The organism is Pedobacter agri, assembly GCF_032678665.1.
Classification (GTDB): domain Bacteria; phylum Bacteroidota; class Bacteroidia; order Sphingobacteriales; family Sphingobacteriaceae; genus Pedobacter; species Pedobacter agri_A.
The window spans coordinates 179,021-197,714 of the sequence record NZ_JAVTSH010000011.1 but is presented as its reverse complement, the minus strand read 5'-3'; the positions used below and the strand labels follow the sequence as shown (position 1 = coordinate 197,714).

Here is an 18,694-nt window from a genome sequence, read left to right as displayed (position 1 = left end):
ATCGTGGTATTCATGGAAGAATATTTAACTGCATTGCCTATCAGGTTGTGGATCACCTGGGCAATTTTTTCCCTGTCCGCGTTTACTTTCAGGGATTCCACCTTTTCAAAAACGATCTGGTGAGTGTGAATGATCGAAAGCGTTTCTTCCTCAAGATCCTTCATTAATAATGCCAGATCAAAAGGCATTTTGTTAATAAGCATTCTTCCCGAATCAAGACGTGAAATATTCAGAAAACTGTTTATCATAGCTGTCATGTTACGCACCTGCCTTGTCGACTTTTCAATTATATTTTGCTGCCCGGTATTGCCTGAGAGCATCGCAGTTCGTTGCATCAGTTGGAGATAGGCGTTCAGCGAGGTCAACGGAGTTTTCAGCTCATGGCTTACCATACCCATAAAGTCATCCTTCCGCTCTTCATCCTTTTTTTGCTCGGTAATATCCCTTAAGGTCCCGTTCAGGGTCGCGGCTTTACCATTGTGATTGTAGAACACCTTGCCTCTTGCCTGAATCAGTCTTCCTTTTGGATCATCAGGATGATAAATCCGGTATTCAATAAAATAATGCCCATCCATGCTATCATTAAAGGATTGGGCGATGGCTTCTGCTACCCGCAATCTGTCTTCTTCGAAAATAGCAGAGATGGCAGTCTCCAAATCCATGTTGTCTTCGCCAGACAGGCCAAACCAGGATTTTAAAAGATCATTGCCAGAGAACTGGTTGGTCTCCGGTTCATAATAAAATGTTGCCAGTTCACCGGCAACAGTGGCCATGGAAAGCATCTGTTGGTTTTTTTCACTTGCACGGCGATCCAACACCTGCTCGGTGATCTCATCCAGAATAACCAAAACTCCTGTAACTTTTCCTTCTGAGGAAAATATGGGCTGGTAAATAGAATTGACAATCGCCTCACGCAAACCATCCTTATCCAGTAATCTGACCAGAAATTCATCATTTTTACGTCTTTTGCCCGTTTCAAACACCTCCGTTAGCCATCCGTTCACAGGTTGCCCCATTAGTTCGGGACGGGCGACCGCGTGCGGGAACCCCTTTACTTCAGAAAGTTTACGCCCCCAGATTTTAAGAATCGCCGGATTAGCAATTTCAATAATATGCTCAGGCCCTTCAAGCATCGCGATTCCTACCGGAGCCTGCTCGATGATTGTTTTTACATGCTCACGGCTCTCCCCTAGCAACTTCAATGACCTGTTCAATTCCTCATTAGTTGAACTAAGTTCTTCCATTGTTGTGGCCATCTCTTCAATCAGCGCCTGCTCCGTTTCTTCTTTATGCTGGATTTGCTGCAAATACTCTTTTCTTGAAGTAACCTTTCGGGCAGTATTCAAGATACACCAGGTTTTACCATTCTCATTTAGCAGTGCCTTATACTCATAGTCATAAAAATCAAGTGTGGATACCCCGTTTTTCAATACACGAACCGGCGCATCCTTTACAGAATAAGTTTCACCGGAATGCCATACCTGTTTGAGCAGCGCCAAAAAAGGCTGGCCATCAAGTTCAGGTAGTGCCTCCATCAAAGGTTTGCCAACCACGGCAGCAGTTTTACCCCAAACCCCTAGCATGCCTTCATTTGCAAACCGGATGATCATATTTTCACTTGAGTAAATGGCTGTAGCTTCAGGAGAACATGCAAGGGCCTGGATCATCAGCTCAACGCTAAACCCCGCATCTGGAAATTGTTTTTCGGTATTCATTCAGAATCCAAACATAAAAAAAATTGAATGAAACCACAGTATCGCTCGAAATTTTGATAGCAAAGAATCAGAAGCGGACATACCGATAATAGCTCCTATAGTACACCATCCAGGTCTTTAACTCAATGGCATCACTACCTGATTAGATAACCATCACGGCTAGGTTATGAGTAAAGGGTAATATAAACCACTTTAAAGTTCTGTCCTACAAACTGATTATGCCATACCAGTATCACTTTTAACAAACTTTTCCCCTTCATTGATGTCTAACTAAGACAGAAGACATAAATCAAATGAAAAACAACAAATCAAAAGAGGAAATAATTCAGGAACTTAAGGAAGTTCATGAAAGTGTCGAGAAAGACCCTGCAAAAAAATATGACAGCGGTGAGGTGGATTCCACCATAAACGATCTTGATGAGCAAATTAGCGGCAGTGATGCAGACAGCGACCAGTCATTGAATCCAGCATCAGATGAAGCTGAAAAGGAGAAACAAAGCAAAGGAAGTGATGCCGCTAAAGCTTAAGCGGTAAATTTGAAGATTAAAAAAGAAATAAAAGATATATATATGGACACTCAAAAAAACAAAAGGACATCAGAATATCGTCCAAAACCCGATGCAAAGCAAGAAGTTAAATCCGCCTCAGAAGTAGACCATAAAGGAACGAAAGACAAAACCTCCACTAAGGAAGCCAAATTTGAAAATCCAAAAGACGACCCAGCCTGATGCCCCATCACTGCGAAGAAACAACACAGCCCATCTTCGGACAAATACCGCTCATGCTATACAAGCGTGCACACTGGTTAAACCTTTAGCTGTATATCTTAGCTCGGCCCATCAGTAGCTAATTTAAAACGCACAAACACAATAAAACGAGCATGAAATTTAATTACCAGAAAAACCATCAAATCAGCTGCAATTGAACCCAAAAATGGCTTAACTTTTATGCGTTTCTTTCCGCTAAGCTTAATTATTACTATTGCTATGAAAATACCATCTCTTCTTTTTTCTTTTTGTCTTCTAATATCTGTCCAGATCACCAGTGCTCAGGAACAATCCAAATACACTTTTAAAAAACCATCTGCCAACGGTACCGGCAAAGTTTATATGGGTAGAGAGATTGCCCATGTGATGAGTTTTGAGGGAGTGGAATGGTTAGAAAGGAACAACCGGGTAAAGGAAGAAAACACCAATCTGGCGCTGACCTCCCTGCCGCTGACAAATAGCAGTATAGTAGCAGACATTGGTGCGGGATCCGGCTTTTATACTTTTAGGGTTGCCCGGCGAATTCCAAAAGGCAAAATCTACGCCGTGGAAATCCAGGATGACGCCATTGCCTTTCTCAAAAAAAAGGCCGGCGATGACCGCTTTACCAATGTGGAAGTGATCAAGGGAACAGAGCAGTCACCAAATCTACCAGCCAACTCCATAGATGTGGCTTTTATGGTGGATGTCTATCATGAACTGCAATACCCCGCAGCTTACCTGACCGCATTAAAAAAAGCACTTAAGCCCAATGGCCAGCTACTGTTGTTAGAGTATAAAGCGGAAGATCCCTCCGTAGCCATCAAGCCTGAACACAAAATGAGCGTCAGTCAAGCTAAGAAAGAACTTTTAGCGAACGGCTTTAAGCTGATCAAAAATGGCACTTTTTTACCACTACAACATTTTCTGCTATTTAAAAAAAATGACTAAAAATAGTCCAATTTAATATCTCAGGATAGATTAGCCATTGCCAGATTGATATGGGAAAACTTAGATATCAGAATAATCCGTGGGATACAGGAACAAGGTTACGTTTTTTGAAACATTATGCTGATACTGCGGCAGACCGCTGATCTTTTTATACTCAGGACCAAAAGCCGCCCAGTGGCTATCCTGATCCGCTTTATTGTTAAAAGTAGTTAAATACATCAGGTTGGGCATCTTACTTCCTGAAATTACCTGTCCATAAAAAACAGCATTAAATTCAACTTTGAAAAAATGTCGACCTCATAATCGTTAAACATTTCGATTTTGTTGAGAGAAAGACTTTCAGTCGCGGCTTCATAACTTCTTAATTCATAAACCCGTTCATTTTTAGGTGCGGTAAGTTTTGGCAGCGAATACTCCGGCATCGCTGCAAAAGCCTTCAGCAGGATAGATTCGATACGGGTATATGGCGCGTCATTATACGCCGCGTCCAAATACGGTTTTCCGATATCTGCATACCCACCATTCCTGCTTATCGACATATTGATTTTATCCAAATCAGTCAGCTTCTTAAGTGGAATAAACACATAGATAAGTTTATCCGAAGTATCCTGAACGATCGGCTTAAAAACACCAACATCCTTTATCCCTGCACCATGCAAAGCAGGCAGGTAAGCTGATTTCAAATAAGCATCAATTTTATTTTCCTGCGCAGTGGTCTTATAATGATACACCTTAATCTGATAGTAAAAGAGCGGCTTATCAGCAAAAGCATTTGTTGATAAAGCAATTAAAGCTACCATGGATAGAAGCAGTTTAGTATAAAAGGATTTCACGTTATATTTGGTTTAAATTATCTATTTTCTACTATTTAAAAATAGTGTGGATCCAAATTTAGCATTATCCTCCGCTAAAAAACATTTTGCTAACAAAATTTTAATGTTCCCTGCTAGATGCTATCGTTTTGTATAACCTCCGACTTATTTATTAATCATCAGTCATTTAACATTGCTACAACTCAATGAATCGCGGAATAAGTTCTCAAAATATAGGTTTAGTGAACCAAGATATACTCTATGAAACCCTTAAATCATCAACCCCTATCAATCGAACCCGATCTGTACTGGATTTTCCACTCATAAGCGCGAACCACTAAATCCAAGTTCTCCTCTTTCTGCAGACCAAGTTTTCGCTTTAAGCGATACCTGGCCATCCGGATGCTCTTAGGCTCAATCGCCAGCCTGTTCGCAATTTCCTTATTATCCAGGCCCATTAATATATAGGCACAATATTTCAGGTCGAGTTTAGTGAGCACACCACCCGCCCTTTCCTGCAAAGCACTGAAAAATCCAGGGTGAATATCTCCAATCGAATTTTGCAGATCTGCCTTGTCCTTATCCATCCGCAGGTTTTGAGCGATCATTCGGCCCATACTTTTAGTAGCCGTATCGGCAATACTTTTCGATTTCTCTTTCAGCAGTTCCAAAATCGTGTTCTTTTCCTCAATCTTGAGCGTACCCGCTAACAATTCACGCTCCAGCCACTCCGTGCGGTCCTGAAGCAAAGCCTGCTGAGCAGCAATCCGTTCACGTTCCTGCTCCCCCAAAGACGCCAATAACTCCGCCTCCTGTTTTTCCTGAAGCGATATCAAAATCCGCTGCTGCGAAGCTTTGAGCTTATAATGGTAAAAACCCAGTAACAAAGCCAAAACTAATATGCTTGCTGAACCTACAGCCACATATAACCAGTTTATCTGCCGGTTTAAATTTGCCCGTTCACGTAACCTTACAATTTCCAGATCACGTTGTTCCGAATGATACTGTTCCTCCACCTGCTGCACAGCAGCAAGCTTCTGGGCATCAAAGACCTTCCTGTAATACGCCGAGTAACGCTTGTAATAACTCAAGGCTTTAGGGTAGTCTCCGCTTTGTTCCGCCAGTTTCGACAGCCCCAACATCATTCGCGATCGTGTAATATCAACCCCTGGTAAGGCCTTATCAAGTTCTGCAATTCCCGTCAGCAAATATTTTTCTGCCGCTGGATAATCCCCCCTACGCATCGCATATTCACTCATGATACCATAACAATTGGCTATCACTTCAGGCATATTGGTTTTCCTGGCGACTTTAAGTGCATCATCGACATAACGATTGGCACTGTCCCTAAAGCTTTCCGGAAAATACTTAAAATAGATATTTGCCAGGTTGAGCGCCGTAACTGATGCATTACTTTGAATCAAAATCTTATCCTGGTTGCGGCGGTAAACCTCCGCAGATTTCCGGTAGTAATAAACTGCCGAATCCAGAAGCGTCCTTCTTTTCGTTTGCACTTCAAAAGCAGAAAAGAAACTATGTGCTAAAGTCATGTAGCCAATCTGCACATCATCCGGATATCTGCTCATCTTAGAGAGCTGCAAAGCCAAAACCGCATATTTATGCTGTTTTAAGGTGTCACTGCCATAAGCGTAAATACTCGCAGCATAGTGATTTAACAGCGTTCGGTAACTCAGTGCCCTTCGATCAGCATTGCCTTTCAGTAGTTTATCAGCATTAATAAATGCCGACATGGCTTTCCCATTCTCATTTTTATTTAGCTCAAACCAGCCTTTACGGAGCCATACATAACCTTTGAAAAGTGAATTTGTCGAATTACCTGCAGCGCGCATGGCACTATCTATATAAGCTGCCGCCCGTTTCTCCTGTCCTTTCCTCATCAGAAGATGCGCGGCTGAAGCATAACAAAAAGCGACAATACCTTCTTCCTTCTCCTTTTTTGCCAAAGCTGTAGCCTGCATAACCAGATCAATAGCCTTGTTAACGTCAGTCTCATAATTTGCGCGGGCCAATTCAGCCAGCACAACAGGTCGCTCACTTTGCTTTGCTTTTGCAAGTACATTAGTTAAGGAATCGATCACAAGCATTTGCGCAGCGGCAAACTTGTGAATAGTAAACGTAAGGATGGCGAGAAGAATAGCAACTTTCTTGACCATTTATCAGATAGGAATAAAGTTTAATGACGGCGCTGTAACCTCAGCGAATATACATTTAACAACGCATCGATAAATTTGTTGTAGACGATTTGTAGACGCTCCATTTTTGATCAGTAGACACATTGTAGGCTGCCTTTTCTTGTATTGCAGCAATTGAGAGCCTATTTTTGGTCTCAATAGTTTATTTCATTAATCTAAAAAAAATCTATTATGTCAAACAAAACCATGGCCATTTTGGCTTATGTTACCATCATCGGATGGGTGGTAGCTTACTTGCAGTACAAAAAAAGTTCAGACAAAAACCCTTTGGTAAATTACCATCTAGGGCAATCATTAGGTTTAATCATTCTAACCTTTATCCTGGGAATTGCAATATCAGTAGTGGTGAGCATTGTTCCCTCTTTATATATCCTTTCCCTTATAGTAAGTGTGTTAAGTCTGGTGTTTTTATTATTAGGCGTAGTCGCCGCCAACAACGAAGTACTTAAACCCCTTCCAATTGTAGGAAAACTGTTTGAAGGTAAATTCAACTTTGCCAACTAAACGAAAAACAAGCCTAAGGTAAACAGAAACCAATCATAAGTCGTAGTGCTAAACCTATGGCGTTAATGTCTCTCCAGCCACCGGCGTTGCAGGATGCTTTGAGCCGTCTTTCAACCCCGGCTGGCTATTTTAAAACACTTTATGATCATATGACATGGAAAGCAGAGCAACAAGCCATGAACAATCTAAGCAGCAGGCAGAAACCTCAATCTCAAGAGTTCATTCTGCCATCAAACGGGGTATCTATCTCTACGGAATATACGCCCTGTTCCTGTTAGTGGAATGCATCGATTTTTTAACCTACCTGCACACGCCCGCTCCGGGTCACCATCCAACTTACAATCTCGTTCATGTAGCCTTTGTTATCGTTGAGTTGATTGTTCATGCATCGATCACCATGGGTCTGATCATATTGTTGAATATAAACAATAAAACAAGTGCTTCGATTGTCCAAACGGTAATGTTCATTACCGGAATTAGAGCCTTCATGATCTATTACCTTTACTGGCACACAGCGCCAGATATTCATTTTGTCCCATATATCTACAAAGAATCGAATGCATTAAGTGGTTTCATTAGGGCCCTGATGCTTCCGGCTCAGATCATTTGGGGAATAACATGTTTGTGGATGAGTATTAAAAAAAAACCACAGTAACCAGACCCAACTATATCAACACCTTAAAATCACGATGGCTAACGCCAATAGCCTTTCTATCAACGCTATCCTTAAACTGATTTACAATAATGATTTCTCGAATCTAACTTTTGGGTCATATATTAGTTTCCAATAAGAAATATCCGTTTATCAAGTCGCACTGAAAATTAACACTAGCAGAAATGAATGAATCCATCTATCACTAGGATTACAGATAATCAGAAAGCAATAAATTTCGTACTTATTTCAACCATCTGCAATCTTTCCTCAGTATTAATTTGTTTTTATCTTAGGAGATTAAGATTACTCTGCTAGATTTTCCATCCAGTAGTCATTCGCGGCTCAATATTATAACCTTCCAATTTTGTGTGAGCATCCAGAACATCTATACCAAAATAAAATTAGGCAAATATGTGATGAACAGATACCATAATGTGTTGGAAAAGTCAATTCCACTACAATGAATAACTTACCTAACAATCTCCATTGCTTGCTCAAGATATAATCCATAAAATATTGCTTGTGCAGCATGACTTGGTAGGAAATGCATCGAATGAATAAATCACACCAGCGACTTTAGAATCACCACTATAAATAACGCTACTTCTTTTAAAAATTGAGTTTTTCTATTGAGAGTATCGGGGTAGATAACTCCTCGGTTGAAGACTTCATGCATTGTATTTGATAGCTCAAAGCAAGTTTTTTAGCTATCATTTTGGGCCTTCCTATTTATCGATGTAATTTTTTCTTGGAATCCCCATCTTTAATCTATCGAATTAAGACATCCTATGTTATTACCTATTGTAATAGCAAAGCGTAGCATTTGATTTCATACAAAGTTCATAATACGCCACATAATGCAGTCGTGATTTGTATCGCATCGCATAATCGTTTTCAGCAGAGGACATGTGCTTGAGTGGTCCGAGCCATCGATCAAGATGATCACTTTATAAATTGAATATAGCTCAGAATAAAGTCACCTTCATCGGCACGAATCTTTATTTTCTGTTCGCCCCGCTTAAGTAAGATGTTTTTGATACCGAAAGCAGTAAATTTATGATTTCCCCCACTCACGGGTACGATCACCGATTCAGCTACAACCTTTTCGTTTAAAAGGATTGACAGCCTCCCTTTGGAATGCGTCGCTGCAGTGCTCAGCTTCAGCATGTAGTTTCCGCTTCTGCTTACATTTAGAGTATACTGCAGCCATTCTCCTGTTTCGATACTATTGACGTAGTAACGATCATTAGTGGAAGAATCACGGGCAATATCCACCCCATCATTGCGGTAAATGCGGCCCCGGTTTCCTGCAGATCGCTGCTTACTTGACACATGGTAATCAGCTGTGTCGCGATCGAAATAAGCATAGTTGTTCCTACCCATATCGTAATCCACGGCGTAAATAACAGCACCATCCTGAACCGAATGAATTTTGAAAGGCCGGGTATCGTTGCTGAAGGGCTGACGGATCATTGCATCGATAACATCGCGGTGGATCGATGTTTGTTCCAGGCGCGAAGAATTCGCAAGTTCCATTAGTCCCTTATAAGTATTGGGCGCATCTGGAACCGGGCCGCCCTGGTTTAGGAATTTAACCAGTGCATCATAATTCGGGTTGGAAAGAATCTCCATGGGATTATTGACACCGATTTTCTTCAGGGGCCACCATGCCCAACCGATGTTGTTTTTTTCCAGCAGCGCGATGGCATCGCGGAACCAGACATTGGAATTTTCCCCTGTTTCACCCAGCCATACTGGAACGTTTTGTTCTTCGCGAGCCTTTAGGATGTGAGCAATGGAAGCCTGATCATTGTAGTTCCAGTATTTATGGAAGCTGAGCACCATGTTGTTGTCCCAAAGCGGAAAAATGCCATTGTAATTATTCCCCCAGCCGTTTCCTTCAATGATGACCATGTGGTTCTTATCCACTTCACGGATGGCCTGGGTAATCTCCTGCATCATCTTTTTTAAAGGCGCGTTTACTTTTTCCCGGCTCCCGTTTCGGTCGTCCAGGGGATTTTCAAATCCATAGTTGGGTTCATTCAATATATCATAGCCGCCGATAAAAGGTTCATCTCTATAACGTTGTGCCAGTTTTTTCCACAGGGCAATGGTTTTTCGCTGATTGGCCTCGCTGTTCCAAAGATACGGTTTAGAAGGATCGCGGTCTGAAATATTCACATCATTTCCCTGGCCACCGGGTGCGGCATGTAGATCCAGGATTAAATACATTTTATTGGCCTTGCACCAGGATAACAAGCTATCGGTAAGTTGGAAGCCTTTTTCCAGCCAGGTATTTTTGTCTGGAAAAGGTTCTTTGTCGGACGGCAGCGTAAAAAGGTTGTAGTGCATGGGCAGACGGACGGAATTAAATCCCCACCGCTTCATCGAATCAACATCAGCTTTGCGCACATGATTGGCCAGCCAGGCCTCATAAAACTCGCGGGTTTTTTCGGGACCGATCAGTGCCTCGATACGTTCGCGTATCCGGTATTGCTGACCCTCTTTATCAATTTTAAGCATGTAACCCTCCTGCAGCATCCACCCGCCTAAGCCCATACCGCGAAGCAGCACGTTTTCCCCTTTCTCGTTGACAATTTTCTGGCCTTGCGCCCTTAGAAATCCCTGAGTATAACCCTTTGAACCAAACAGGCACAACAGCATGATAAAGAAAACTGAACTTAAGCGATACATGTTTCTATTTTAAGTGATGAATAGTGGGCTTAACAGCCTCTTTATGTCAATAATGGGATTCTCATCCCTATGGTCAGAAAAAACAGGAAAGAGGATCAACCTCCCTCCTGCCAACAATCAAACGAGAATACGTTCCAAAATAGGGTTTATTTCATTAAATTTAACTTCCACGCAATAATTTATGGAAGCTTATCCAAAGCCGGAACATTGAGCTCGTACCCAGCGTATCCTTTGTTTTGGTTGATCCTGCCTTCGGTATTGAAGCGTTGTGCAGACGCAGGCACAGGCCATAGCACGTGATAGGGTGCAATTTTATAATTCACGCCCTGCAGGGTCGGAACCTGATTCTTATAAAAATCATTTTTCTCGATGATCCTGTCGTACATAAAATTATTGTCTGAAAAAGCGGCCTGCGTATACGTCTTTCCGTTGTATGCTGCCTTACCTGTTTGTGCAAAAATATAGGCTATACGGGTGAGTTCAGTTTTACGTGGTTCTTCCCAGTACAATTCTCTGGCACGTTCATCTAAGATGGTACCGATATTAATTGCAGAAGAATTTGTTAAAAGGGTTGCATTTGCCCTTGCTCTTACCACATTAATATCTGCCATTGCCGACGCCAGGTCACCTTTCCAATAGTATGCCTCAGCCCTTAACAAATAGGTCTCTGCCAAACGAAACACATACCAATCGGTGTTGGTACCGCGTGGCGGAGTCCAGTATGGATCGTTTGCCAACGCATTTGTTGAGTTAATAAACACTTTATAATGAGGCCAGCCAAACCAGTGACGGATGGTATCCAGTGCACCATTGGTAAATCTTTGCGCCAAATTTGTTGAAGAATACTGTTGTAATGGTTGGCCATATAAAGCTCTGTCTGCAGCATTTGAAGAGGTTTTAAGTGCCGGGTTATTGTATACCAGATCGGTCATATCCATCCACATCCCTTTGGCATGTCTGTAGTCAGTATTGTCAGTCCAGATATATTTGGTACTGTAAGGGGTTCCCCGATATCTTCCGATACCTCGACCATACATTCTGGTCAATGGAATTTCAGCCGTCACTACATCAACAATGGCTGTGGCTCCGGAAGGTGTTTTCACATTCGCGAAGTGCCAGGCCGGCACAGTGTTTCTCATGAGCTGCGAACCATTTGCGGTAAATCCCACGAAGTTTTCCCTGTCGATCACCAAGAACAAAGCCTCTCTGTTTGCACCAATGGCTTTATTATCCATCCGATGTAAATCCCAAATCACATTTTTGGTGGCATCAGAAGCTGTGCTTCCAAAACGGGCAGTCATCATTCCGTATTTGCCACCATTAATTACATTATTAGCGGCGGTAATTGCATCATCAAACCTGCCCAGGGCAAGATTGACTTTCGCCAACAGGTGGCTGACTGCTCCCTTTGAGACATCACCCTTGTTGCCTCCATCGGTGACCCATGTCTGGGAGAACTCAAGATCGGTCTTCAATTTGCCTAAAATTACTTCACGTTTAGTGGAATAAAAATCCGCCTTCGGCGATTCCAGGTCCTGAACAAGAAAGGGAACATCACCAAACTGGTGAACCAACCGGTAATAGTTGTATGCCCTGTAAAATAAAGCCGAACCAAGGATCAGGTTTTTTTCTGCTTCCGAACTATAAGTTGGCCTGTTAATATTTGAAATGATGGTATTTGCCTGTCTGACGGCAACAAACTCGTTGTCCCAATACCAGCCTATTTTATTGAAGTCATCGCTGTTCAGGTTTGCATCGGGAGTGATCCGGGAGATCAGATCCTGCGCCGGCGTATTTTTGTCAGTGGTACCATCTACGGCAACATCGGAGAAAAGTGATTCGGTCAGCAACGGCGCGGAATCGCCGAAGAATTCTCTTCTTGTTGCTGCACCCAAGCCATTCAAGGCTGCCTTCATGGCCACCAGGTTGTTGAGGTTCTCCGGTGCATAAGATGAGAGCTGTTCGGAATCAAGATAAGATTTCTTGCAGCCTGCCAGCATGACAAGCGAAATAAAACCGGCAAAGAACAGTATATTTTTATGTATATTTTTCATATGAATTAATTAAAGCGTCACGTTAAGTCCTAAGGTGTAAAATCTTGGAGTGGGGCCATCATTTTGCGGATCCCAAAATGTCCATGTAGGCGCATAATATCCGGTATTAGTTACATTGGCATAGATCTTTGCCGATTTCACGCGTATTTTGGTCAATAGATCCGAAGGTACCGAATAAGAAAGGGCAACGGTGTTCAAACGAATAAAGGAATTGTCCCGGTATATGTTGAAGCTGGTTCCACTTGACCCGGAATTCAGCCTTGCATAATCGTTAATCGGATTGCCTGGTGTCCAGTATGGAAGCACGTAAGAATTAGACCTGGCAAAACCAACACTTCCAGGCTGATTTTTGGCCTGATTATACTGTTTAAGCTGACCCCAATTGGATAGAAGCTGAAATGAGAAATCAAAGTTTTTAAAAATGTTGAACTCATTTCTCATTGCGAGAAAATAGCGGGGTGTCCTGTACCCTAAAAACTGTTTGTCATCGTCAGAATAAGCATAATCGCCATTGACATCTTCGAGTTTAAAATCCCCCGCTTTAATGGCAGCCCTGGTAAACTTAGCCGCTTCACCCATTTCCTCCAATTGCCAGACACCATTTACCTTATAGTCCCATATTACATCGATATCCTTACCGATGAACCATCCGTTCCCGGGGTCATTGGTTGGAAGTGCCAAAGCGATGATTTTATTGCGGTTGAAGGAAACATTGAAGTTTGTACTCCATTTGATATTTCCCTCGATCAGATTTTTCGTGGTCACACTGAACTCTCCGCCCTTGTTGTTGATGCGGGCAAGATTGGAATATACATTTGAGTAACCACTTACATTTGGAAGCGTCTGTCTTACCAGCAAATCCGTGGTCTTTTTGGTAAAGGCCTCAAATGAACCGCTTATCCTGTCATTGAACAAAGAGAAATCCAGACCAATGTTCAACGCAGTTGTTTCCTCCCATTTCAAATTCGAATTGGCCATCTTGTTCCCGATCTGCACCGTGTTCACATCTGATGCAACCCCACCTGGTGTTACCGTCTGGTATTTTCCGCTGGTCAGTTGAGAGAGCGCAGCATATGGATCGACCGTTCCATTGTCTGGATTACGGAGATCCCGGTTACCATTCACCCCATAGGATAGGCGGAGTTTTCCATAACCCAACCATTTTTGATTTTTAAGAAACTTTTCATCCGTGAACACCCATGCGAGTGCAGCTGAAGGGAAAGTAGCCCTTTTGGAATTCACGCCGAATACGGAGTATCCATCACGGCGAACGGTTAGTGTAAGGTAATAGCGCTGCAAAAGGGAATAAGTCAATCGGCCCAAGAGTGCATCCCCGGTGTAGACTTTGTCCTCACTATTGGTTGTTGGCTTGATTCCGCTTGATAAGTTGTGATAGCTCAACACATCCCCCGGTACAAATCCTTCGTTACCGGCCTGGGTCCACCAGGTTTGGTATTTTTCTGCATTTGCAAGGAGTGTAAGATCAAAGTTATGGATGTTGGCAAAAGTTTTATTCCATTTGATGAGATTATCCACCTGCCAGTTGTATCGGGTTTCATTTGATCTGGTTGCGGATCCTCCTGGCGTCACTACATCAGGATTTCTGGAAGAGCGGTAGTCGAATGTTCGGTAGAAATCAAGGCCCGGACTAAAATTGAGCTGATAACTAAACCCGAACGGTAATTTCACTTTTCCGTAAACACTCCCGAAAATGGTGTTCTGCTTATTCATCCTTTCATTATACACTGTCCTCAAAAAAGGGTTTCTCGCATTGAGACCACTGTCATCTGTTGGGATTCTGCGCAGTTCACCGTTTGGTAGATAGCGGTCTCCATAAGGAGAGAGGTTGATCAACTGGGTCCAGTCTGCCTCCAGCGATCCGTCTCCCGTACGGGCTTCATCACGGTCTGCAAACTGGAAGTTCAAGCCAAGGGTAACAGATTTGGCTACCTGGCCCTCCAGGTTGATTCTGGCCCTGATAGCGGTATAATCTCCTCCTTCAATCACGTTCTGATTTTTCTGATAACCCAGAGACATGTAATAGTTGACCTCCTGTTTTCTGCCGCTAAGGCTCAGGGTATGATCCTGTCGGAATCCCTTTCTGAAGATATCATCATACCAGGGTTCAGTTTTTCCGGCCAGATAATTGGCCTTTTCGTTGGCCACAAGCCCAAGCCTATTCAGCCATAGGTCCACAAGATCACCACTCTGGCCATTTAGCCATTGAGTAAGGGTAATTCCCGCAGGGAGATTTCGGGGATCTGTGTATAAATATTCAGGTGTTGTCGCTCCACTTCTTAAGACGTCACCTCTCCATGCCAGAAAATTTTCGCCATCATACGCACGCATATTTTTGGCAAGTTCCGCAAATCCTGCATTCGTATTGATGGTGATGAGCGGCTCATCGCCTTTACCTTTCTTGGTTGTCACTGCGATAACCCCGGTTGCGGCCTTGGCACCATAGACAGCCAGTGAGCTTGCATCTTTTAACACATCAACTGTTTCAATGTCGTTGGGATTAATATCAGCCAGCTGACCATTGTAGATAACGCCATCCAATACAATCAGCGGAGAGCTTCCGGCGCTTAATGTTGATTTTCCACGAACAAGGAAATCCCCACCACCCTTGGCACTGGAACTCAGGCCAACAGATAAACCTGGAACATTACCACGGAGCACGTCTGAAAGGCTTTGTGGATTTTCGTTTTCCAGCTGAGTTGCCTTGACACTGGATATGGCACCGGTGGCGTCACGCTTTGTTGCTGTTCCGTAACCAATCACAACCACATCACTCAGGTTCTGGGGTTCCTCCAGTAAAGTAATGGAAAAGCTCGACCGTTGGCCGACAGGCACTTCCTGGGTGGTGAAGCCCACTGCTGAAAATACAAGCGTGGCGGTGGCTGGAGCCGATATCGTGAATCCGCCGTCGGCGCCCGTGGAGACTCCGGTTTTCGCATTTTTGATTTTAACGGAGATTCCGGGGATTCCGGTACCTGACTTGTCTTTAACGGTTCCTCTTATGGTGTTCTCCTGCGCATGCGCACAGAACAGCACAAAACAAACCAAACTAATAAGTAGCGTAATTTTTTTTCTCATATTTTTATTTGGTTAAGAAATCAAGAGCACAAACGTATTCTATTTAATTTCAAAAAGCAAACAAAAATTTAAGATAAAACGCTATATAACAGCTAGTTATAATAAATGCTAATACACTTTAGAAACAAACTAAAGAAATGATAAATCAGGTCAGTGCGCACTAAACCCGTATGTGATATTTTCGGGTAATACGCTTTAAGAGCAAGATTTTTTTTTACTTTTTTTAACTTTTTTACCTCGTAAACATCCCTGAAGCAGATTTATTCGATGATTAGCTTGGTCCACCCTTCTTCGCCTGCTTTTTTTATCATGTCTTTTTTCTCCAGATAAATTTTTTGCATCTTGGAATTATAGGTCCAGCAGGTACCCTGCCGGATATCCAATATCTGGGAAAGTTTATAGGATGAAATGGTTCCTTTTGAATGATACACCAAAAACAACATGTATAATGCCTTATTAATGGGAATCCTGCTATTCTGAAAAAGTGTTCCGGCAATCACAGACTCGTCATATCCACATCTGGTACAGCGTCTGGCGTAGGGGGTTGCACCATTCAAAAAATGGGGATTGCCACATTTTTTGCACGCATACCCTGAGGACCATTTAAGCTCCGAAAGGTATTTAAAGGAACTTTCTTTATCAGGATATATCCTGCTGAATTCCTCAAAATCAACTTTCTTGGACATTACCCTTGCTTTGGTGACCCGTTCTATGTTCAGGTTCAGTTCCTTGACATCCTGCTTGAGCATGGCATTCATCACGGATATCTCCATATTCTGCGCCTCAATAATTTCTGCCTTCTCTCGAAGTTCCTGGGTCCTGGATTCCACCATTAACGTCAGTTCATTGTTAAGTGTCCTGTTGAGCTTTTCATTGATCTGAAGTTGTTCAATGATACGCTTTTGAACAAAATTCTTTTTCTTCCTCAGACCACGTATACTGTTTCCGATGGCAAATGACACCAATACCATTTCCAATACGAAACAGATACTTAAGCTGTAGTACACCAATGTTCCATATGGTATCCACTTGAGCAGCAACAGGATCTTGACAAAGAATCCCAGCAGCAGGATTCCGTAACCCAACACGAGAAAAATGGCCGGTTTGAATCCGTTCTTGTGCACCGATAAGGCAGAGCAGAAGACCAGGATTAACGGCAGAAGCTCAATAAGCTTAAGATTGAACAGCGGAGGATAAGCCAAGCATGCTATAAAGAACACTGTCCGCAGGATAATCATCAGCACAACAGCTTTATAGAACAGCGGAGATTTGGATTTTAAATACAGAAACCTAATGGTAAATAGCATTCCAAATATGCTGCTGATAAATAGCGACACCCCAAACCCATAGATATTTGCTGTCGGGTAAGATGGCCAAAGATATTGAAAGGCAATGCCGTCGTTGCACATCTCATAACACCCGATACCCAAATTATAGAGTACGTAATACAGGTATTGTTTACCTTTGATAGCGAAATACATCAAAAGATTGTATAAACAAAACACGAATATCATCCCATAGAACAAACCGAATATAAAGTATTCACTTAACGCATATCCTACGAACCACCTGAAGTCACGAACGACAAAAATTGCGCTTACCGGATTGTCCGACTTGATCCTGACATAATAAGTGAGCAGTTTATTTGACTTGTTATTCAAATCATAGGTAAAATTTTTATGTTCATATACCCGGTTGGCAAAACCGTATTTTGTACCAAAGGAATTTTCCTGGTAACTGGTAAATCCATCGGAGACATATAATTTCAGATCGCTGATCGACTGGTCGAAAAACTCCAATATCCATTTTTTCTGGGAAGCCTCATTGTGTCCGATCTTTAGCCGATACCAGTAGGCCGAAGCAGTGTGTTCATTTTTTGGAATCCGATTTTTGCCTGGACTAAACAGGCGCTGGTTTTCTGCTGTGAGAATATCGCCAATACCAAGTTTGCCGCTGCTGTCTTCCAGAATGTCGATTTGCCGAAAGGTAAATATCTGATGCGGCAGGTTATCGTCGATGATGAGGGGTACTTGCCCGTACGTACCAAGTGATAAAAAAAGTAAAATACTAAAGCAAAGTACTGCTAAGGCATTTCGGATTGGAGCAATCCAAAATCCAGGATGGTTCCCGAAAAGGGCTATAATATTAACAGGCATAATCTATGTGGTTAGTCCGTTCATAATACGAAAAAAAACAATCGTTTCAATGTAAGTTTCATTTAGCCGGGCATTTTCTTCGGTGTGGGCGCTACACAATCAACACATGGCTTCCTTAAACCCAAAACGCCCTGAATCATCCACGGATCATTTGGATTTTTATAATTTAGGTATTGCAACTTGCAGTGGAGAGTGTTGTCCTCTTCATTTTTATGGACGGCTTCCAAGCCAGAGGATCGCATTGATTATCAGCTGATCCTGAAGAGGGTTGCCAAAAGTATAGGACAATGTTCTATTGCTATTGTCAAATTTATGTTCATAGTCCATATCATTGTGACCCATGTTTACATAAAGCATCCTGTACTTCCGGTTTCTCCAGACGACCGGGTAATCTCCGGACTTCCAGATCTCATTTGGCTTGGGCCCTGTACCCAAGGGAAAACTCGCAGTATCAATGGAGATCAGTATCTCAATATCCTTATTTTTTCTCAGATCGTTTCCCCAGCGGTACCATTCATTCGGCTGAGACCTGAATCTTTCAGGGAGTCCTGCAGTTAGGGGATGATTTTTATTCTCAACCTTTAAAACTGCCGCAGTCGGTCTCCAGGTGTTACTTACGAATCTTCCGGACCCCAGAAACCGGTTGTGAAACCAACCCCAGTTCATATCAAAAGATGATTTTTCCAATGCGAACGCTGCGAAATGAAATCCCAGCCATGCGCCGCCAGATTGCATATAGTCTTCGAAGGCCTTTCTTTGAGCGGGCAACTCCGGACGTGTATCCAAAAAAATAACCAACTGATACCCGGAAAGGAACGGTTTATCGAGATTATTCCAGTTTGAGGTAGTATCATAAACAAAGTCGTACGCCTTGGCCATTTTATCAAAGGCTTTATTCGCTTCCCTTACAAAGCTGATGTGTGCCAAATCATTCTTTGCAGTGTAGAAGGCAATTACGCTGAACTTTGGCTGTTTATTCTGAGCAAAGGAATAAGCTGCATAAAGCACCAGACAAAATATGATCATGATTTTTCTCATAAGTAAATAAACTTTATGATTACTATGTTAATTGTCAACCAAATCCTCAGCCTTTCAAGA

At 42.5% G+C, this 18,694-nt stretch carries 13 protein-coding genes; 5 read left to right on the top strand and 8 right to left on the bottom strand.

Annotated elements, in window-relative coordinates:
* On the bottom strand, positions 1–1,715 hold a 1,715-nt coding region (locus tag R2Q70_RS20440), incomplete at its 3' end, for a PAS domain-containing protein (RefSeq protein WP_316809407.1).
* 293 nt (positions 1,716–2,008) lie between these two features.
* On the opposite strand from R2Q70_RS20440, the gene R2Q70_RS20435 reads away from it, so the two are divergent.
* From R2Q70_RS20435 to R2Q70_RS20425, 3 genes are all read left to right on the top strand, one after another.
* Positions 2,009–2,242, top strand: coding sequence for a hypothetical protein (locus R2Q70_RS20435; RefSeq protein WP_316809406.1), 234 nt, complete (start codon positions 2,009–2,011; stop codon positions 2,240–2,242).
* Between the two features lie 42 nt (positions 2,243–2,284).
* The gene (locus R2Q70_RS20430) at positions 2,285–2,443 is read left to right on the top strand and encodes a hypothetical protein (protein WP_316809405.1); all 159 of its coding nucleotides are present in this window, start codon (positions 2,285–2,287) and stop codon (positions 2,441–2,443) included.
* A 258-nt stretch (positions 2,444–2,701) separates the two neighbouring features.
* Positions 2,702–3,412, top strand: a complete 711-nt coding sequence (locus tag R2Q70_RS20425) for a class I SAM-dependent methyltransferase (RefSeq protein WP_316809404.1) — start codon at positions 2,702–2,704, stop codon at positions 3,410–3,412.
* 245 nt (positions 3,413–3,657) lie between these two features.
* Here R2Q70_RS20425 and R2Q70_RS20420 read toward each other — a convergent pair whose 3' ends face one another.
* Positions 3,658–4,212, bottom strand: a complete 555-nt coding sequence (locus tag R2Q70_RS20420) for an NIPSNAP family containing protein (protein ID WP_316809403.1) — start codon at positions 4,210–4,212, stop codon at positions 3,658–3,660.
* A gap of 290 nt (positions 4,213–4,502) precedes the next feature.
* Positions 4,503–6,398: a LuxR C-terminal-related transcriptional regulator gene (locus tag R2Q70_RS20415; protein ID WP_316809402.1), complete on the bottom strand. Its 1,896-nt coding sequence runs from the start codon at positions 6,396–6,398 to the stop codon at positions 4,503–4,505.
* Between the two features lie 210 nt (positions 6,399–6,608).
* Here R2Q70_RS20415 and R2Q70_RS20410 point away from each other — a divergent pair, with 210 nt between their 5' ends.
* Together R2Q70_RS20410 and R2Q70_RS20405 are read left to right on the top strand one after the other, a co-directional pair.
* Positions 6,609–6,941: a DUF4870 domain-containing protein gene (locus R2Q70_RS20410; RefSeq protein WP_316809401.1), complete on the top strand. Its 333-nt coding sequence runs from the start codon at positions 6,609–6,611 to the stop codon at positions 6,939–6,941.
* A 154-nt stretch (positions 6,942–7,095) separates the two neighbouring features.
* Complete coding sequence (locus R2Q70_RS20405; protein ID WP_316809400.1) at positions 7,096–7,596, top strand: hypothetical protein; 501 nt, start codon at positions 7,096–7,098, stop codon at positions 7,594–7,596.
* 942 nt (positions 7,597–8,538) lie between these two features.
* Here the strand turns inward: R2Q70_RS20405 and R2Q70_RS20400 are convergent.
* The 5 genes from R2Q70_RS20400 to R2Q70_RS20380 form a co-directional block, all read right to left on the bottom strand.
* A complete protein-coding gene (locus R2Q70_RS20400; protein ID WP_316809399.1) occupies positions 8,539–10,290 on the bottom strand; it encodes a cellulase family glycosylhydrolase in 1,752 nt (583 codons plus the stop codon).
* 179 nt (positions 10,291–10,469) lie between these two features.
* Positions 10,470–12,344 (bottom strand): RagB/SusD family nutrient uptake outer membrane protein, encoded by a 1,875-nt coding sequence (locus R2Q70_RS20395; protein WP_316809398.1) that lies wholly within the window; start codon positions 12,342–12,344, stop codon positions 10,470–10,472.
* 9 nt (positions 12,345–12,353) lie between these two features.
* Positions 12,354–15,398 carry a SusC/RagA family TonB-linked outer membrane protein gene (locus tag R2Q70_RS20390; protein ID WP_316809397.1) on the bottom strand — a complete coding sequence of 1,015 codons (3,045 nt, stop codon included), beginning with the start codon at positions 15,396–15,398 and terminating at the stop codon, positions 12,354–12,356.
* A gap of 302 nt (positions 15,399–15,700) precedes the next feature.
* Entirely contained in the window at positions 15,701–17,596 is a 1,896-nt protein-coding gene (locus R2Q70_RS20385; RefSeq protein ID WP_316809396.1) for a 7TM diverse intracellular signaling domain-containing protein, read from the bottom strand.
* Positions 17,597–17,806: 210 nt separating this feature from the next.
* Positions 17,807–18,622 (bottom strand): ThuA domain-containing protein, encoded by an 816-nt coding sequence (locus R2Q70_RS20380; protein ID WP_316809395.1) that lies wholly within the window; start codon positions 18,620–18,622, stop codon positions 17,807–17,809.
* Between the last annotated feature and the right edge of the window lie 72 nt (positions 18,623–18,694).

Bases quoted from the DNA above. Each gene is read 5' to 3' on its own strand.
- R2Q70_RS20395 (WP_316809398.1), bottom strand. From the start codon at position 12,344: ATGAAAAATATACATAAAAATATACTGTTCTTTGCCGGTTTTATTTCG.
- R2Q70_RS20405 (WP_316809400.1), top strand. From the start codon at position 7,096: ATGGAAAGCAGAGCAACAAGCCATGAACAATCTAAGCAGCAGGCAGAA.
- R2Q70_RS20415 (WP_316809402.1), bottom strand. From the start codon at position 6,398: ATGGTCAAGAAAGTTGCTATTCTTCTCGCCATCCTTACGTTTACTATT.
- R2Q70_RS20435 (WP_316809406.1), top strand. From the start codon at position 2,009: ATGAAAAACAACAAATCAAAAGAGGAAATAATTCAGGAACTTAAGGAA.
- R2Q70_RS20420 (WP_316809403.1), bottom strand. From the start codon at position 4,212: ATGGTAGCTTTAATTGCTTTATCAACAAATGCTTTTGCTGATAAGCCG.
- R2Q70_RS20410 (WP_316809401.1), top strand. From the start codon at position 6,609: ATGTCAAACAAAACCATGGCCATTTTGGCTTATGTTACCATCATCGGA.
- R2Q70_RS20380 (WP_316809395.1), bottom strand. From the start codon at position 18,622: ATGATCATATTTTGTCTGGTGCTTTATGCAGCTTATTCCTTTGCTCAG.
- R2Q70_RS20430 (WP_316809405.1), top strand. From the start codon at position 2,285: ATGGACACTCAAAAAAACAAAAGGACATCAGAATATCGTCCAAAACCC.
- R2Q70_RS20425 (WP_316809404.1), top strand. From the start codon at position 2,702: ATGAAAATACCATCTCTTCTTTTTTCTTTTTGTCTTCTAATATCTGTC.
- R2Q70_RS20385 (WP_316809396.1), bottom strand. From the start codon at position 17,596: ATGCCTGTTAATATTATAGCCCTTTTCGGGAACCATCCTGGATTTTGG.
- R2Q70_RS20400 (WP_316809399.1), bottom strand. From the start codon at position 10,290: ATGTATCGCTTAAGTTCAGTTTTCTTTATCATGCTGTTGTGCCTGTTT.